Source organism: Gemmobacter denitrificans (assembly GCF_036964905.1).
GTDB classification, from domain to species: Bacteria; Pseudomonadota; Alphaproteobacteria; order Rhodobacterales; family Rhodobacteraceae; genus Gemmobacter; species Gemmobacter denitrificans.
The window spans coordinates 1-16,591 of sequence record NZ_JBALHR010000010.1 but is presented as its reverse complement, the minus strand read 5'-3'; the positions used below and the strand labels follow the sequence as shown (position 1 = coordinate 16,591).

The window sequence follows — 16,591 nt, the reverse complement described above, 5'->3', positions numbered from 1 at the left end:
CCCCAGCCGCCTGTGAGGCCAGATGACTGACGCGCTTTCCACCCTGCTTGCCACCCGTGACTGGCTGATGGCCGATGGGGCCACCGGCACCAACCTGTTCAACATGGGGCTTTCTTCAGGCGATGCGCCGGAATTCTGGAACACCGATCAGCCCGACAATATCCGTGCGCTGTATCGCGGCGCGGTCGAGGCCGGATCGGACATCTTTCTGACCAATACCTTCGGCGGCAATGCCAGCCGGTTGAAGCTGCATGGGGCGCAAGGGCGGGTTCAGGAACTCAACCGTGTCGGCGCGGCGCTTGGGCGGGAAATTGCCGATGCTGCCGGTCGCCCGGTCATCGTGGCCGGTTCGGTTGGCCCGACGGGCGAGATCATGGCCCCGATGGGCAGCCTGACGCATGAACTCGCGGTCGAGATGTTCCACGAACAGGCCGAAGGGTTGAAGGCGGGCGGCGCAGATGTGCTGTGGGTCGAAACCATTTCCGCCCCCGAGGAATTCCGCGCCGCAGCCGAAGCCGCAGCCCGCGCAGGCATGCCCTGGTGCGGCACCATGAGCTTTGACACGGCTGGCCGCACCATGATGGGGGTCACCTCGGCCGATCTGGCGGCAGTGGTCGAAAAGCTGCCCAATCCACCGATCGCCTTTGGTGCCAATTGCGGCGTGGGCTCGTCGGACCTGATGCGCACGGTTCTGGGCTTTTTCGCCCAGGGGTCAGAGCGCCCGGTCATCGCCAAGGGCAATGCCGGTATCCCTAAATACAAGGATGGCGCGATCCATTATGACGGCACGCCCGAGCTGATGGCCGATTATGCCGTGCTGGCGCGCGATGCCGGGGTGCGGATCATTGGGGGCTGCTGCGGCACGATGCCAGTGCATCTGCGCGCGATGCGCGAGGCGCTGGAAAACCGCCCGAAAGGGCCGCGACCCTCGCTCGATGAAATCTCGGGCCGGTTGGGGGCCTTCTCGTCGGCCTCCGACGGCACCGGCGATGACGGCGGCCCCGCGCGGCGCGAGCGCCGCCGCGCGCGCTGATCAGAACAGCGACATCTGGTCGCCCGGGGCTTCGGGCGGCCGGAACAGATCGCAGCGCAGCGGCGGCTGGGCGACCGTCAGGCCCAGCCGGGCGATGGCCTTGTCGAACCGCTGGGCGATCAGGTCCGACCACAGCCCCTGGCCGCGCATACGCTTGCCCCATTGCGGATCATAGGCCCGCCCGCCATGCACATCGCGGATGCGGGCCAGCACCTTGTCGGCCCGACCCGGCTGTTTCGCCCGCAACCACGCCTCCATCATCGGCGCAACTTCCAGCGGCAGACGCAGCATGATCCAGCTTGCCGCCACCGCCCCCGCTGAACGAGCCGCCGCGAGGATCGCCTCCAGTTCGGGATCGGTCAGCCCCGGGATCACCGGCGACACCATCACCCGCACCGGCACGCCCGCATCAGACAACCGCCGGATGACCTCCAGCCGGCGCGCAGGCAAGGGGCAGCGCGGTTCCAGACTGCGCGACAGATCGGGGTCGAGTGTTGTGACGGATATCCCGACCCGCACCAGCCCCTGCGCCGCCATCGGTGCCAGCAGATCAAGATCGCGCTCGATCAGCGCCCCCTTGGTCGTGATCGCGGTCGGATGGTTCCAGGCCGCCAGCACCTCCAGCACCTCGCGCATGACACGGTGCTGCGCCTCGCAGGGTTGATAGGGGTCGGTATTGGTTCCAAGCGCGACCGGCCCCACCCGATAGGATTTGCGCCCGATTTCACGCGCCAGCACCGCACCGATCCCGGGGCGTGCCACCAGCCGGGTTTCGAAATCCAGCCCCGCCGAAAGGCCAAGCCAGGCATGAGTGGGCCGGGCAAAGCAATAGACACATCCATGTTCGCAGCCGCGATAGGGGTTCACACTGCGGTCAAACGGCAGATCGGGCGACCGGTTCCAGGACAGTGCGCTGCGCGGGGTTTCCAGCCGGACCTCGGTTCGGAGCAGCCGCGCCTCTTCCGGTAGATCCCAGCCATCATCGAACGTGCTGCGACGGGTGTGTTCATAGCGCCCGCTGGCATTGTCCAGCGCCCCCCGCCCCCGGACCCGCAGCCCGGGGCCAAGGCCACCGTCACGTTCTGTCACATCCGCTGTCATGACGCCCATGATAGAACATTATGAGAACAATTCACAAGGAAGAATGCGGCTTTTTCCTTGACTGTCGCCTTTGCCTGCGGCCATGTCGCAAAGCGAAAAGTGCCTGGGGCGCTTCCGTCGCATTCAGGCTGTAACCTATCCCCGCAGGAGCCCGGCAATGGCCGACGAAGACGATATCATCCTTTCCGAACTGAATGACGAAGAGCTTGTCATGCAGATGCATGACGATCTCTATGACGGTCTCAAGGAAGAGATCGAAGAAGGGGTGAACATCCTTCTGGAACGCGGCTGGACCCCCTATGATGTGCTGACCAAGGCGCTGGTCGCCGGGATGACCATCGTGGGCGCCGACTTCCGCGATGGTATCCTGTTCGTGCCCGAAGTGCTGCTGGCCGCCAATGCCATGAAGGCCGGCATGGCCATCCTCAAGCCACTGCTGGCCGAAACCGGCGCGCCGCGCATGGGCAAGATGGTCATCGGCACCGTGAAGGGCGACATCCACGATATCGGCAAGAACCTTGTCGGCATGATGATGGAAGGCGCGGGCTTCGAAGTTCTGGATCTGGGCATCAACAACTCGGTCGAGAAGTATCTCGAAGCGCTGGAAGCTGAAAAGCCCGATATCCTTGGCATGTCGGCCCTGCTGACCACCACCATGCCCTATATGAAAGTCGTGATCGACACGATGAAGGAAAAGGGCATGCGCGAGGATTACATCGTTCTGGTCGGCGGTGCGCCGCTGAACGAAGAATTCGGCAAGGCCATCGGTGCCGATGCCTATTGCCGCGATGCGGCTGTTGCGGTCGAAACCGCCAAGCAGTTCGTTGCGCGCAAGCACAACCAGATGTCGGCCTGATCGCCGCATCCGTTTATGGCTCCCGATTTGGCCCCGGACTTCCGGGGCCTTTTTTCTGCGCCCTGCCGCCCCCATATTGGTCTCATGCCCGCCCGGACCCTTGCCCTGCTGATCGGAACTGTCATCGCGCTTGGCGGCGCGACGGTTTGGCTTGCCCATTCCGCAGGCCTGCCGATGATGGTATTCGCTCTCGTGGCACTGGCCGCGACAATCGTGCTGAGACTGCGGCGATGACGGACCTGGGCGATGCCCCCAATGACCGGCAATTGACGACCGAAGGGCTGGCGCCCTCCGCCCGCGGGCGCATCCTGCTGATCGCCTGTGGTGCCCTGGCGCATGAGGTTCTGGCGATCCAGCGGCGTGGCGGCTGGGATCATCTGGATCTGCAGTGCCTGCCCGCCAATCTGCATCTCTGGCCTGACCGTATCCCGGATGCGGTGGAACAGGCGGTGATTGAACGGCGCGAGGATTACGACAAGGTGTTCATTCTCTATGCCGATTGCGGCACCGGGGGCCTTCTGGCCGCGCGCTGCGCGGCTCTGGGGGTCGAAATGCTGCAAGGCCCCCACTGCTACAGCTTTTTCGAAGGCAATGCCCGCTTTGCGGAAATTGCCGAGGAGGAGATCACCGCTTTCTACCTGACAGATTTCCTGTGCCGCCAGTTCGATGCCTTTGTCTGGCGCCCCATGGGGTTCGACCGTCACCCGGAACTGATCCCGATGATGTTCGGCCATTATACCAAACTGGTCTATCAGGCGCAGACGGATGACCACATGCTGGATGCGAAGGCCCGCGATGCGGCGGCACGGCTGGGCTTGGCCTATGAGCGGCGTTTCACCGGCTATGGCGATCTGGCGGTCGAGATGACCCGGGTTGCAACCGCTTGACCTTGCCGCCGGACAGCGCAAAGCTGGCGGCATGACCGATCATACCCCCACCGATTTTGCCGCATTGGCCGCGCTGCTGGCCGACAGGTTCAGCACCGCCCTGCCCCATCGCGCGGCGCATGGCGCAAGCGAAACCCATATCACCGCTGGCGTGCCCGATGCGGTCTGCTGGCCCGAAAGCACGGCCGAAGTGGCGGCGATCCTGCGCTTTGCCCAGGCCCATGGCGTGCCGGTGATGGCCTGGGGGGCGGGCACATCGCTGGAAGGCCACGCCCTCGCGCTGCACGGCGGCATCACGGTGAACTTTGCCCGGATGGCGCAGGTGATCGAGGTGCGCCCCGAGGACATGCTGGCCCGGGTTCAGCCCGGCATCACGCGCGAAGACCTGAACCGTGCCTTGCGGGCGACCGGCCTGTTCTTTCCAATCGATCCGGGCGCGAACGCCACGATCGGTGGCATGGCGGCCACCCGCGCCTCGGGCACGGCGGCGGTGCGCTATGGCACGATGCGCGACGCTGTGCTGGGGCTGGAGGTGGTTCTGGCCGATGGGACGGTGATCCGCACCGGAACAGCCGCGCCGAAAAGCTCGGCGGGCTATGATCTGACGGCGCTGATGGTCGGGTCAGAGGGCACGCTGGGTCTGATCACCGAACTGACATTGCGCCTGCATGGCCAGCCCGAGGCGGTTTCGGCGGCGACCTGCGGCTTTGCCGATATGCGGGCGGCAGTCGATTGCGTGATTGAAACCATGCAAAGCGGCCTGCCCATGGCGCGGATCGAGTTTCTGGACCCGGCCACGGTCGCGGCCTGCAATGCCCATGCGGGCCTTGATCTGCCGTTGATCCCGCAACTGATGGTGGAATTTCACGGCAGCCCGGCCAGTGTCGCCGAACAGGCCGCGCGTTTTGGCGACATCGCCGCCGAACATGGCTGCACCGGCTTTCGTTGGGCCGACCGGGCGGAGGATCGCAGCGCCCTGTGGAAAATGCGGCACAATGCCTATCCCGCCATTCTGGCCAGCCGCCCCGGCGCAACCGCAGTGGTGACCGATGTCTGTGTGCCGATTTCACAACTGCCGCGGGCAGTAGAGGAAACCGCTGCCGACATTGCAGCCAGCTCGATCCCGGGGCCAATTCTGGGCCATGTCGGGGATGGCAATTTTCACGCCATCCTGTTGATCGACCCGACCAGCAAAAACGACCGTGCCGAAGCCAAGCGCCTGGCGGCCCGCATGGCGGAACGGGCCTTGCGGCTGGGTGGCACCATCACCGGCGAACATGGCGTGGGCTTTGGCAAGCTGGGCCATATGCAGGCCGAACATGGTGCCGGTTGGGCTGTGATGGGCGCGGTCAAGCGCGCACTTGACCCGCGCAACATCCTTAACCCCGGCAAGGTCGTGCCGCTGGATCAGTAGTAGTAGACAAAGTTCCGGCGGAACTTGCCCATGTCGATTTCGTGCTGGCGGTATTCCAGATCGACCCGGTCGCGCGCGCTTTCCAGATAGGCGCGTTCCTGTTCATCGATGCTTGGGCTGCGGAAGCCGCTGATCAGGCGTTGGATATTGTGCAACATGGCAAACCTCGTATGGTTGCCCTCCCTGACGTTAAAGTTAAGTCAGGATAGCTGTCATGAAAACCGTCGACAACGCCGTGGCACCATGCGATTTCTGCAACGCAGCAATCAGCCGTCCAGCAGGGCAAGGGCTGCTGCCCGCGCGGCATCGGAGACGGTATCGCCTGCCAGCATCCGCCCGATCTCTTCCACCCGTTCCGGGGGCGAAAGCGGCGTGACGGTCGAGGTGGTCATGCCCCCTGCGACGCGCTTTTCCACCCGCCAGTGATGCGCGCCCAAGGCTGCCACCTGCGGGCTGTGGGTCACCACCAGCACCTGCGCCCCTTCGGCCAGCGCCTTCAATCGCCGTCCGACGGCATCCGCCGTTGCGCCGCCGACGCCGCGGTCGATTTCATCGAAAATCAGCGTCATCCCTGGCGTATCGCCGGTCAGACAGACCTTAAGCGCCAGCAGAAAACGGCTGAGTTCACCGCCTGACGCGATCTTGTTCAGCGGGCCTGACGGCGCACCAGGATTGGTTGCGACAGTAAAGGCCACGGCGTCCTGCCCCTCTGGCCCAGGTTCGCCCGCAGTGATTTCAGTGGCGAACACCGCCCGTTCCATCTTGAGCGGCGCAAGCTCTGCCGCCATGGCCGCATCCAACCGCGCCGCCGCTGCCTTGCGCGCTGCCGTCAGCGCCTGCGCTTCGGCCCCGTAGGCATCTTCAGCCAGCGCCACGGCGCGGGTCAGCGCCGCGATATTCTTGGCTCCGCCATCCAATGCCGCCAGCCGCGCGCGCAACCCATCGGCAAAACTGCCCAGATCATCCGGCAGAACCGAATGTTTGCGGGCCAGCGCGCGAATGGCAAACAGCCGTTCCTCCAGCGCCTCCAGCGTTCCCGGGTCATCATCAAGGCCCGACAGACAGTCATCGACGCCCCGCTGCGCCTCAGACAGTTCCAGCAGAGCCCGGTTCAGCGCCGAGATTGCAGGTTCCAGCGCCCCTGCCGCCTGATCGGCGGCGGCCTCCATCCGACGCAGCGCATCCAGCAAAAGCTGTTCCGCCCCCTGCTCCCCCAGCAGGGCCGCCGATTTGGCGACATCCGTCCTGATCTTTTCAGCCGCCTGCATCGCGCGCCGCCGGGCATCCAGGGTGGCCTCTTCGCCCGGTTCGGGCATCAGCTTGTCAAGCTCGGCCACGGCATGGCGCAGGAAATCCTCTTCCGCCTGCACGGTGGCCAATGCGGCCTGCGCCGTGGCCAGATCGCGGCGGGCCTTGCCAAGCTCTGCCCATGCCCGGCGCGCAGGGCCCAGATCGACCCCGGCAAAGGCATCCAGCATCTGCCGGTGCCCGCGCGGATTCAACAAGCCCCGGTCGTCATGCTGGCCATGCAATTCCACCAAGCGGTCTGACAGGGCGCGCAGCACCTCACCCGACACCCGGCGGTCATTCACCCAAGCGGTCTTGCGGCCATCGGCGTGGTTGACCCTGCGCAGGATCAACTCATCCTCGGCCTCAATCTCGTATTCGGCCAGAACCTCGGTCACCGGATGCCCGGCAGGCAAATCAAAAACGGCGGTCACCTCGCCCTTATCAGCCCCGCTGCGCACCAGTTCCGCACGCCCGCGCCAACCCAGAACAAACCCCAGACTGTCAAGCAAGATGGATTTGCCGGCACCGGTTTCGCCGGTCAGCACATTCAGCCCCGGCTGAAACGCCAGCGACAGCCGGTCGATGATCAGCATGTCGCGGATATCAAGCGAACGCAGCATCCATGCACCTGCAGGCCGGGCCGAAACCCGACGCCCTTACAACCATTCGCCCTTGATGACCTGACGATAGATGGTCGCCAGCCAGCTGTTGCCTTTGGCCTCGGGGCTCAGCCCCCGCGCCGTCAGCAGTTTGAAGCTGTCATCATAGAACGGGCTGGATTGATAGTTATGGCCCAGAATGGCGGCAGCGGTCTGGGCTTCGTCTTCAAAGCCAAGCGCGAGATAGGCCTCGACCAGACGCAGCAGAGCCTCGGCCGTGTGGGTCGTGGTCTGGAAATCCTGCACCACCACCTTGAAGCGGTTGATCGCCGCCGTGTAATGGCCCTTTTTCAGATAGTAGCGGCCGATTTCCATTTCCTTGGCGGCCAGATGGTCGAAGGCCAGATCAAATTTCAGAATGGCCGACCGGGCATATTCGCTGTCAGGATATTGTTCGATCACCTCGCGCAGGGCCTGCAGCGCCTGGAACGTCAGGCCCTGATCGCGGCCCACTTCGTCGATCTGATCGTAATAAGACAGCGCCATCAGATACTTGGCATAAGCGGCATCTTCATCGCCCGGATAGAAATCCAGGAACCGCTGGGCAGCGGCACGCGCCTGTTCGTAATCCCCATCCTTGTGATAGGTGAAGGCCTGCATGATCAACGCGCGACGGGCCCAGTCGGAATAGAGATAAAGCCGTTCGACCTCGGCGAAGAAGCGCACGGCCTCTTCGGGGTCGTTGTCAGTTTCCAGCGCGACTTCGCCCTTCTTGAAAATCTGCTCCGCGCTCAGCGATTCAACGGGCACTTCCTGTGCGCCGCCGCCGCCGCAGCCCGCAAGCACCGCAACAAGCAGCAGCGCCCCGGCAAGGCCCGCGCCCGATTTTCCGCCTGTCATCTTCCGCACATCCGCCTCGTCATATCCCGGTCCTTGCGGGCAATTCGGGCCCGCAGGCATCGTTCCCGGCGGAGGGCCGCCGGTGCTGTTCGCTTTGTCCTAGCACAGAAAAAACCGGGGCGCAAAACGCCTTTCGCTGCCGCAGTAACGGATCAGCAAGCCAGCGGCAGATCGCCGCGATGCACACCCATGCCCGGCAGCTTGCGCCCGGTCTGGCTGGTGCAATCCACCAGCATCCAGGCCGACGGGTCGGCAAACAGCGCATGCAGCAGCCGGTTGGTCAGTGCATGACCGGCACGCAGCCCGGTATAGCGGCCAAGGATCGGCCCCCCCGCCAGATAAAGATCGCCCATGGCATCCAGCATCTTGTGGCGAACAGGTTCATCTTCGTGGCGCAGACCACCCGGGCTCAGCACTTCGCCATCTTCAAAGACCACCGCATTTTCCAGCGTGCCACCAAGCGCAAGCCCATTGGCCCGCATCGCATCGACATCGGACTGCAGGCAGAAGGTGCGGCTGTCGCAAAGTTCCCGCACAAAGGCACCATTGGCCATCGACAGATGCTTTTCCTGCCGGCCGATGGCCGCTTCGGCAAATTCGATGCGGAAGTCGATTTCAAGATTGTCGGAAGGTTCCAGCCGCGCCATGGCCGCGCCTTCGCGGACTTCGACCGTCTTGAGCACGCGGATAGCCCGGACCGGCACCGATTGCGGCGCGATGCCCACCTGCAGGAAACGCTCGACAAAAGGTGCGCTTGACCCATCAAGGATCGGCACTTCCGGCCCGTCGATATCGATCAAGGCATTGTGAATGGCACAGCCCGCCAGCGCAGCCATCACATGCTCGATGGTCGAAACGCTATCCCCTGCCCCATTGGCCACCAGGGTGCAAAGCCGCGACGGCACCACCGCATCCCAACGCGCCGGGATCAGGTCGCTGCCCGGCAGGTCGCTGCGGCGGAACCAGATGCCAAAACCGGGTTTTGCCGGGCGCACGATCATCTGCACCGGTTTGCCCGAATGCAGGCCCAGTCCGTCAAAGACCGCGGCAGAGATCAAGGTATTTTGCACGTTCAGCCCCCGAAGATTGGCCAGTATCCGCAGCACCCAGACTTCGGGTTACCGCGCAATTTAGGTAATTCCGGACACAAATTTGAACAACTCACTCTTTGTAACCGGATGTAACAGAAGCAAAACAATCCTGCAGCAATCCGCCAAGCCCCCGCCAACTCATTGAAATCAAAATAAAAAGAGCCCGGAAATCCGGGCCCTTTCAAATCTGTCCGTGACTGTGACCTAACGTCGCCCGTTCCGGATCAATTGGCCTGACGGCGCAGGAATGCCGGAATTTCGATCCGTTCCTGATCGGCAGACAGTTCCTGTTCGTCGTCATAGGCCGTAACCTGCGGCTGCTGGCGGGGGGCCGGACGCTCGGTCGGTTCGGCGGCATGGCCTGCCATCCGATTGATGAGCGAGCCGATCCCGAAGCGCGACTTTTCTGGCGCACGGGCCGGGGCAGCCGGCGTGGCCGGGCGCTGTGCCGTCGGTTGCGGGCGCTGCTGGGTGGCCGGGTTCTTGCTGACGGCGGCCTGCAGACGGGCCAGAGCTTCGGGCGAAGGTTGACCAGCGGCGCGTGGACGCGGTGCCACGAAGCTTGCGGCATCCTCATCATGCGCGGCAAGCGACCGGGGCGCAGCCGCAGCGGCGGGCTGCGGACGATAGGCCGGCGGCGGCAGATCATCGGCCTGCGGATGCTCTTGCACCTCTTCGACCGGATCAAAGCTGTGATGCTGCGGGGCAGCGGGTGCATCGAACAACGTCGGCGCCGGTTGCGGCGCAGGGGCGGGTGCGGGCGCCGGAGCGGGTTGCACCGGCGCAGCCGCGCGCACTTCGATACGCGGTTCAGGGCGGGTTTCCACCGGGGCCGGGGTGAAGCTGGGCGCAGCACTGCCAATCGGACGACGGCCCGAAGGCTCGGCCCGGTTTGCGGCAGAGGCATCAATGCCGGTCGCCACGACCGAGACACGCAGCGCGCCTTCCATCGACGGATCCAGCGTCGAACCGACGATGATATTTGCGTCGGGATCGACCTTTTCGCGGATGATGTTCGCCGCCTCGTCCAGTTCGAACAGGGTCAGGTCATAGCCGCCGGTGATGTTGATCAGCACACCCTTGGCGCCATTCAGGCTGATTTCATCCAGCAGCGGGTTGGCAATCGCCTTCTCGGCCGCCTGAACTGCACGATCGTCGCCCGACGCTTCGCCCGTGCCCATCATCGCCTTGCCCATCTCGTCCATCACGGCGCGAACATCGGCGAAATCGAGGTTGATGAGACCCGGGCGCACCATCAGATCGGTCACGCCCTTGACGCCCTGATACAGCACGTCATCGGCCATGGCGAAGGCTTCGGTAAAGGTGGTGCGTTCGTTGGCCAGCCGGAACAGGTTCTGGTTCGGGATGATGATCAGCGTATCGACCACCTTCTGCAGGGCTTCGATGCCCTCTTCGGCCTGACGCATCCGCTTGTTGCCTTCGAACTGGAAGGGCTTGGTCACCACACCGACGGTCAGCACACCCAGTTCACGCGCGGCCTGCGCGATGATCGGGGCAGCGCCGGTGCCGGTGCCGCCGCCCATCCCGGCGGTGATGAAGCACATATGCACACCAGCCAGATGGTCAACGATGGATTCAATGGTTTCTTCGGCGGCGGCGGCCCCGACCTGCGGACGCGCCCCTGCCCCCAGACCTTCGGTAACCTTCGGCCCCATCTGGATGCGCGCCTCGGCGCGGCTTTGGTGCAGGGCCTGGGCGTCGGTATTGGCGACGACGAATTCCACCCCCTCAAGCTGCTTGTCGATCATGTTGTTGACCGCGTTGCCGCCTGCGCCCCCCACGCCAAAGACCGTGATGCGCGGCTTCAACTCTTCACGCTGGGAGGTCATCATCAGATTCAGTGCCATTGCAAATCCGCCTGCTTTTTTTGGGCCGCCAGTTGTGTTTCAGGATGTTGGAGGCACCCGTCCCAAGGCGCTGAATCCTGATTTATCCTCAATTCTATCCACACTGGGCAGCGCCGTCACCAAAAAAACATGGTTTCCCCCACAAAATATGGGGTTTTACACAGCAAACCAAGCGGGATTTTGCCTGTACCGCAGGATGTTGCGGATTACCAGTTGTCCTTGAACCATTTGAAGGCCCTCTTGAGCGACCTCGCAGGGTATTTCTCGGTCGGGATGTCGAAATCCCACCATTCATCCTGGGGATGGGTGGCAAAGAGGCAAAGCCCCACCGCGCCCGAAAAGGCGGGTCCGGTCACCGCCTGTGGCAGGCCCTGAATGCGCAGCGGACGCCCCAGCCGGATGCGCTGGCCCAGTATCCGCGCGGCCAGCATGTCCAGCCCCGGGATCTGGCTGGCTCCGCCGGTCAGCACGATTTGCTGGCTGGGCAGGCTGTCGAAGCCTGCGGCATCCAGCCGGGCGCGCGTCTCTTCCAGAATTTCCTCGACCCGGGGGCGCATGATCCCGATCAGTTCGGTCCGGCTGACCTGACGGCGATCCTTTTCCCAATCGCCGCTGTCGCCGCCCAGTTCGATCATCTCGCGATCATCCATGCTGGTGGCATAAACGCCGCCATGCTTAGTCTTGATGCGTTCGGCCAGCGCCATCGGCACCTGCAGCCCCTTGGAGATATCCGAAGTGACGTGATCGCCCCCCATGCGCACCGCATCGGCAAAGATCATGTGTTTCTTGATGAAGATCGAAATGCCGGTTGACCCGCCGCCCATGTCGATGCAGGCCGCACCCAGTTCCTGCTCGTCTTCCACAAGGCTCGACATGCCCGAGACATAGGCCGAATTCGCGATCCCGGCCAGTTCCAGATCACAGCGCCGGATGCAGTAGAAGAGGTTCTGCACCACACTGGCATCGACCGACAGAAGATGCATGTCGCAGGCCAGCCGGTTGCCGATCTGGCCACGCGGATCGCCAAGGCCGGTGCGATGATCCAGCGCGAAATTCACCGGCTGGGCATGCAGCACCTCGCGACCATGGCCGATATCGGGCATGTCGCAGGCGGCCAGAACCCGGGCGACATCCTGTTCGGTGACAACGCTGTCCTGCAATTCCCATTCGCCCGCCAGGCCATAGCTGCGCGGCTCGGCCCCCGAGAAGGTGGCAATCACATGATCGACCCGTACATTGGCCATCTTCTGCGCGGCCTGAACGGCAGTGCGAATGGCGCTTTCGGTTTCGCTCATCACCGAGATTTCGCCAAAGCGCACCCCGCGCGACCGGGTGGTCGCCGCACCGATGATGCGAAACTGCGACTGGCCCGCCATGGAACCGACACCATCGGCATCGCGCCGCCGTTCCGGCCCGTCAAAGCGCAGCACCAGGCAGGCAATCTTGCTGGTGCCAATATCAAGGATCGCCACCACACCCCGCTGCATCGCGGCGCGGCGCATGTTCCGCATGGCACGCTGGGATTGATAGAGATCGGTCACAGGTCGTTCTCCACGGTTTCGATCCCGAGCGCGCGGCGCATTTCCTTCAGGGCGAAGGGCGCAAGCCGCAGGGTCGGGCGCGTCGGATGACGCAGGTCAACGGTCAGAATATCTCGGTTCAGCAGGTCTTCGGCCTTGTCGAAGGCCAACAGACGTTCCAGCGCCCGCACAGGTGCCGCCGCGGGCAACAGGATGCGCTGGTCACGGTCAAGCACAAGATCCCAACGCCGTTCGCCCACCCGTACCAGACCGCGCAGCCGCGGGGTCAGGGGGCCAGCCGCCGCCACGATCTGCAGCGCCTCGGCCGCTGCAAGGCTTGCGCCTTCGCCGGTGACCACCGGCAGATCGGGCCGGTCGGCGCGGGTCAGGATCTGCGCGACCCGGCGGCCCGTGGCATCCAGCAGATCCAGTTCATCGCCCTTGCGCCAAATCAGCGCGGGTTGGCGTTCGGTGATCCCCACGGCCAGAACACCGCCCGATTTCACCTGCACCGACACCGATGCCACCGCGTCCAGTGCCGAAATGCGGGCGCGGGCGGCCTCCAGATCGAGATCAAAGCTCGATTGCGGCAGGCGGATCGCCAGCAGATCACGGATCGCCGTATCCAGCGCTGGCGACGCGCCGGTGATCTGCAGGACCGACACCATGAATTCCGGGCGCTGTTCAACGGCAGTGCGCAATTCTTCGACCTTGGCGATCACCGCAGCCCGCCGCGCATCATCGCCCAGCCACAGCGCGACAGCGCCGGAAATCAGCAGGACCGGTACACCCACCCGCATCGCGATGCGAAACAGCGGGGTCAGCCAAAGCCGCTGCATCCGATAGGCCATTCGCGTCGGCGCCGGATCGCGACGTGCAGGCCCCTGCCCCACCCGCACCGTGGCGCGAGGGGCTGCGGGGGCCGTATCGGCAAAGCGGCGATCGGCGGTCAGCGGTCGCAAGAGGCATCCTCCACGATCCAGCGGCACAGTTCGGGAAAGCTCATCCCGCAATAGGCGGCCTGTTCGGGGGCAAGCGATGTGGGGGTCATGCCCGGCTGGGTATTGGTTTCCAGCAGGATCAGCCCTGTCAGACCGCGCGATTCATCCCAGCGGAAATCGGTCCGGCTCAGCCCCCGGCACCCAAGCGCCTTGTGGGCGCGCAGGGCATAATCCTTGCAGGCGGCCTCGATCTCGGCCGGGATGTTCGCCGGAACCTCGTGGCGCGACCCGCCGACCGAATACTTCGCCTCGTAATCATACCAGCCCGAGGTGATGATATCGGTCACCGCAAGCGCCCGGTCGCCCATCACGGTGCAGGTCATTTCCCGGCCCGGGGCATAGGTTTCCACCATCACCATGGCGGGCATCGTCGCGGCAAGACGGGGCGCGTTCGATCCCGGGCGCACGATATAGACGCCGACGGACGACCCTTCGTTATTGGGCTTCACCACATAGGGCGGCGGCAGGACATGGGATTGGCTGACCTCTTCGCGGCTGGCCAGCACGCTGTCCACCACCGGCAGGCCCGCGGCGCGGAACACATCCTTGGTGCGCTGCTTGTCCATGGCCAAGGCCGAAGCCAGCACCCCGGAATGGGTATAGGGGATGCGCAGCCATTCCAGCAGCCCCTGCACGCAGCCATCCTCGCCCCAGCGGCCATGCAGGGCGTTGAACACCACATCGGGGCGAAGGTCTTGCAGGCGTGCGGCCAGATCGGGGCCGGCATCGACCTCGATCACCTGAAATCCGGCTTCCCGCAGGGCATTGGCGCATTCACGCCCGGATGACAGAGACACCTCCCGCTCGGCGGAAGGGCCACCCATCAATACTGCCACACGGGAGCCTGCCTTGCCCGACATGCCCGCCATCGTACTGCCTCACCGGGGTCTTTGCCCCGAATTCTTGTTATTTTGCCGCCGGTTCCCCGACACGCATGATTTCCCATTCTAGCGTGATCCCGCTGTTTTGGAAAACCCTTTTTCGCACCTCTTCGCCCAGATTTTCCAGATCGGCGGCAGTTGCGCCACCGGCATTGATCAGAAAGTTGGAATGCATCTCGCTCATCTGCGCGCCGCCCAGGCGGGCGCCGCGCATTCCGGCGTCGTCGATCACCTTCCAGGCCTTCAGCTCGTGGCTGTCATCCGCCCGCCCGGTAGAGGAATGCCCCACCGGATTGCGAAAGGTGGACCCGGCGCTGCGGTCGCGGGTGGGTTGGCTGGCGTCGCGCTTGGCCAGTTGGTCGGCCATCCGGGCCTCCAGCACCGCCGGGTCGCCCTTGGGCGCGCGAAAGGTGGCGCGGGTGACCACGGCCCCTTCGGGCAGATCGGATTGGCGATAGCGCAGGTTCAATGCGGCAGCGGGCAGGGTTTCGGTCTGGCCCGCGCGGGTGATGATCTGGATTTCCTCCAGCACATCCGCAACATAATGGCCGTAACAGCCCGCATTCATCCGCACGGCCCCGCCGATACTGCCCGGGATGGTGCGCAGGAAGGTCAGGTCAAGCCCGGCCTCGGCCGCCTTGCGCGCGACATGGGCATCCAGCGCGGCAGCCCCGGCAATGACCCGGTCGCCCGCGATCTCGATACCGTTGAAGCCCCGGCCCAGACGCACGACCAGCGCGCGGATCCCCCCATCGCGCACGATCAGGTTCGACCCGACCCCCATGGGAAACACCGCCACGTCGGCGGGCAACCCGGCCAGCAGCGCGGCCAGATCTTCGGCATCCGCAGGCTGGAACAACCAATCCGCAGGCCCGCCCACGCGCAGCCATGTCAGATCGGACAGGGTCCGGTTCGGGGTCAAGGTGCCGCGGGGGGTGGGGAAGGTCTGGGTCATGGCAGCGGTTTTGCCGCAAGCAACAGGGCGGGGCAAGGGGCGTCAATGGGCTATGGCGGAGGGGATGGGCGGGGAAGATGAGAGGTCCACGCCGCGATTGCCCGCTCACGGCAAAACATCTCCTTTGCTCAGGTTCAAGGTGTATAGCTTTCCATCAACATATGCGAACGCACGTTTAGGTTCGTCCATATCATCCCAGATGCCAAAGAACCCGGAAGCATCCAGAGCTCTGGCACGACGAATCATGCATGCGCTCATTTCCCCATTCGCTCTATGGTTGATAGCAAAGTCAGAGTCGCTCTTTATCGGTCTTGGCAAAGACCGTCTAATTTGCTCGAGATCATTTTTGCACATGGCGGCCTCGCCATCGACAAGTACCAACATGTCCCAAACTGTAAACTCGCCGATTAAAGCCCTTGGAATCCTATATGGGCTGCTTGGTCGACCAATCTTCTCCAGGTAAACTGCAGCCTCAGAAAAAGAAGCCGTCATGCGTTCGTGATACTCGGCCTTGTCTTCTTCACCACTATATGCCCAAAATGATACCCAGCAGTCGCTGCGCTTGATGAGCGCATAGCGTTGTACCATAAAATAGGGGCTACCACCAAATCTAGAGGTATGTGTTTCTTTCACCTTGCTTTCAATTTCGATGTGGTTCTTTCCCCTGTGCAGGCGCTTTCCTTTCGGCACCTCGGGTCCACATTCGATACGCGGGGTGTAGCGGTCGGTTTCGGCGCTTGCAGACGGCGCAGTTCCCGTCAGGGCCAAGCAGACCGCGACTATAGCACAGAGAACCCTGGAAAGACGTTTGCGGCCTTCAGACAGATTATCCAAACTAACATTCATTATGGTGCGCCTCTGTCTAGATTGGCTGTGTAAATAGTGCCATCTACGTACGCAAAAAGAGTGCGATAGGTTTCCTTATCATTCCATATTCCGAGAAAACCGATCTTGTCTACGGCCTTGGCCCGACGGATAATACAGGATCGGTTTTCAAGTTTCGCCTTTTCACTGATCTCTTCACTAGCCTTATCTAGGGTCAGGACCCATTGAATTGCTTGAGGCCGCCGCCGCTGCGTGATTCAAGGCCCCTGAGCTACGGGGGTGTTCATGAGTAATCTATTCTGGTTGACGGACGCGCAGATGGAGCGGCTGAGACCGTTCTTTCCAAAGAGCCATGGCAAGCCACGGGTCG

Annotated in this window: 16 protein-coding genes and 1 pseudogene; 6 read left to right on the top strand and 11 right to left on the bottom strand. The window is 63.5% G+C overall.

What is annotated here, in order from left to right:
* Positions 1-22: 22 nt before the first annotated feature.
* Positions 23-1,033, top strand: a complete 1,011-nt coding sequence (gene bmt, locus V6590_RS14875; protein WP_335424469.1) for a betaine--homocysteine S-methyltransferase — start codon at positions 23-25, stop codon at positions 1,031-1,033.
* Here bmt and V6590_RS14870 read toward each other — a convergent pair whose 3' ends face one another.
* Positions 1,034-2,134 (bottom strand): PA0069 family radical SAM protein, encoded by a 1,101-nt coding sequence (locus V6590_RS14870; RefSeq protein WP_434063266.1) that lies wholly within the window; start codon positions 2,132-2,134, stop codon positions 1,034-1,036.
* A gap of 157 nt (positions 2,135-2,291) precedes the next feature.
* On the opposite strand from V6590_RS14870, the gene V6590_RS14865 reads away from it, so the two are divergent.
* The 4 genes from V6590_RS14865 to V6590_RS14850 all read left to right on the top strand — a co-directional run bounded on the left by V6590_RS14865 (position 2,292) and on the right by V6590_RS14850 (position 5,291).
* Positions 2,292-2,990 carry a corrinoid protein gene (locus V6590_RS14865; RefSeq protein WP_335424468.1) on the top strand — a complete coding sequence of 233 codons (699 nt, stop codon included), beginning with the start codon at positions 2,292-2,294 and terminating at the stop codon, positions 2,988-2,990.
* Between the two features lie 84 nt (positions 2,991-3,074).
* Positions 3,075-3,224 carry a hypothetical protein gene (locus V6590_RS14860; RefSeq protein ID WP_335424467.1) on the top strand — a complete coding sequence of 50 codons (150 nt, stop codon included), beginning with the start codon at positions 3,075-3,077 and terminating at the stop codon, positions 3,222-3,224.
* Positions 3,221-3,877, top strand: a complete 657-nt coding sequence (locus V6590_RS14855) for a DUF1638 domain-containing protein (protein WP_335424466.1) — start codon at positions 3,221-3,223, stop codon at positions 3,875-3,877. The genes V6590_RS14860 and V6590_RS14855 overlap by 4 nt, the downstream gene beginning before the upstream one ends.
* A gap of 31 nt (positions 3,878-3,908) precedes the next feature.
* Positions 3,909-5,291 carry an FAD-binding oxidoreductase gene (locus V6590_RS14850; protein ID WP_335424465.1) on the top strand — a complete coding sequence of 461 codons (1,383 nt, stop codon included), beginning with the start codon at positions 3,909-3,911 and terminating at the stop codon, positions 5,289-5,291.
* On the opposite strand, the gene V6590_RS14845 is transcribed toward V6590_RS14850, so the two are convergent.
* The 10 genes from V6590_RS14845 to V6590_RS14800 all read right to left on the bottom strand — a co-directional run bounded on the left by V6590_RS14845 (position 5,285) and on the right by V6590_RS14800 (position 16,164).
* A complete protein-coding gene (locus V6590_RS14845) occupies positions 5,285-5,449 on the bottom strand; it encodes a hypothetical protein (RefSeq protein ID WP_335424464.1) in 165 nt (54 codons plus the stop codon). The two genes, V6590_RS14850 and V6590_RS14845, sit on opposite strands and share 7 nt — an antisense overlap.
* Before the next feature lie 108 nt (positions 5,450-5,557).
* Positions 5,558-7,201 (bottom strand): DNA repair protein RecN, encoded by a 1,644-nt coding sequence (gene recN / locus V6590_RS14840; RefSeq protein WP_335424463.1) that lies wholly within the window; start codon positions 7,199-7,201, stop codon positions 5,558-5,560.
* A 36-nt stretch (positions 7,202-7,237) separates the two neighbouring features.
* Positions 7,238-8,080: an outer membrane protein assembly factor BamD gene (locus tag V6590_RS14835; protein ID WP_335424462.1), complete on the bottom strand. Its 843-nt coding sequence runs from the start codon at positions 8,078-8,080 to the stop codon at positions 7,238-7,240.
* Positions 8,081-8,232: 152 nt separating this feature from the next.
* Entirely contained in the window at positions 8,233-9,150 is a 918-nt protein-coding gene (gene lpxC, locus V6590_RS14830) for a UDP-3-O-acyl-N-acetylglucosamine deacetylase (RefSeq protein ID WP_335424461.1), read from the bottom strand.
* A 245-nt stretch (positions 9,151-9,395) separates the two neighbouring features.
* Complete coding sequence (gene ftsZ, locus V6590_RS14825) at positions 9,396-11,039, bottom strand: cell division protein FtsZ (RefSeq protein WP_335424460.1); 1,644 nt, start codon at positions 11,037-11,039, stop codon at positions 9,396-9,398.
* Between the two features lie 206 nt (positions 11,040-11,245).
* The gene (gene ftsA, locus V6590_RS14820) at positions 11,246-12,580 is read right to left on the bottom strand and encodes a cell division protein FtsA (protein ID WP_335424459.1); all 1,335 of its coding nucleotides are present in this window, start codon (positions 12,578-12,580) and stop codon (positions 11,246-11,248) included.
* The gene (locus tag V6590_RS14815; RefSeq protein WP_335424458.1) at positions 12,577-13,521 is read right to left on the bottom strand and encodes a cell division protein FtsQ/DivIB; all 945 of its coding nucleotides are present in this window, start codon (positions 13,519-13,521) and stop codon (positions 12,577-12,579) included. Before V6590_RS14815 ends, ftsA begins: the two co-directional genes overlap by 4 nt.
* A complete protein-coding gene (locus V6590_RS14810) occupies positions 13,509-14,429 on the bottom strand; it encodes a D-alanine--D-alanine ligase (protein ID WP_335424457.1) in 921 nt (306 codons plus the stop codon). Before V6590_RS14810 ends, V6590_RS14815 begins: the two co-directional genes overlap by 13 nt.
* 37 nt (positions 14,430-14,466) lie before the next feature.
* Positions 14,467-15,396, bottom strand: a complete 930-nt coding sequence (gene murB, locus V6590_RS14805) for a UDP-N-acetylmuramate dehydrogenase (protein ID WP_335424456.1) — start codon at positions 15,394-15,396, stop codon at positions 14,467-14,469.
* A 105-nt stretch (positions 15,397-15,501) separates the two neighbouring features.
* Positions 15,502-16,164: a hypothetical protein gene (locus V6590_RS14800; RefSeq protein WP_335424454.1), complete on the bottom strand. Its 663-nt coding sequence runs from the start codon at positions 16,162-16,164 to the stop codon at positions 15,502-15,504.
* A 342-nt stretch (positions 16,165-16,506) separates the two neighbouring features.
* Between V6590_RS14800 and V6590_RS14795 the strand changes: the two are divergent.
* Positions 16,507-16,591, top strand: a pseudogene (locus V6590_RS14795) (IS5/IS1182 family transposase); the annotation flags it as partial.

Bases quoted from the DNA above. Each gene is read 5' to 3' on its own strand.
- V6590_RS14855 (WP_335424466.1), top strand. From the start codon at position 3,221: ATGACGGACCTGGGCGATGCCCCCAATGACCGGCAATTGACGACCGAA.
- V6590_RS14850 (WP_335424465.1), top strand. From the start codon at position 3,909: ATGACCGATCATACCCCCACCGATTTTGCCGCATTGGCCGCGCTGCTG.
- ftsZ (WP_335424460.1), bottom strand. From the start codon at position 11,039: ATGGCACTGAATCTGATGATGACCTCCCAGCGTGAAGAGTTGAAGCCG.
- V6590_RS14860 (WP_335424467.1), top strand. From the start codon at position 3,075: ATGCCCGCCCGGACCCTTGCCCTGCTGATCGGAACTGTCATCGCGCTT.
- murB (WP_335424456.1), bottom strand. From the start codon at position 15,396: ATGACCCAGACCTTCCCCACCCCCCGCGGCACCTTGACCCCGAACCGG.
- V6590_RS14870 (WP_434063266.1), bottom strand. From the start codon at position 2,134: ATGACAGCGGATGTGACAGAACGTGACGGTGGCCTTGGCCCCGGGCTG.
- recN (WP_335424463.1), bottom strand. From the start codon at position 7,201: ATGCTGCGTTCGCTTGATATCCGCGACATGCTGATCATCGACCGGCTG.
- bmt (WP_335424469.1), top strand. From the start codon at position 23: ATGACTGACGCGCTTTCCACCCTGCTTGCCACCCGTGACTGGCTGATG.
- V6590_RS14810 (WP_335424457.1), bottom strand. From the start codon at position 14,429: ATGGCGGGCATGTCGGGCAAGGCAGGCTCCCGTGTGGCAGTATTGATG.
- V6590_RS14835 (WP_335424462.1), bottom strand. From the start codon at position 8,080: ATGACAGGCGGAAAATCGGGCGCGGGCCTTGCCGGGGCGCTGCTGCTT.
- V6590_RS14845 (WP_335424464.1), bottom strand. From the start codon at position 5,449: ATGTTGCACAATATCCAACGCCTGATCAGCGGCTTCCGCAGCCCAAGC.
- V6590_RS14865 (WP_335424468.1), top strand. From the start codon at position 2,292: ATGGCCGACGAAGACGATATCATCCTTTCCGAACTGAATGACGAAGAG.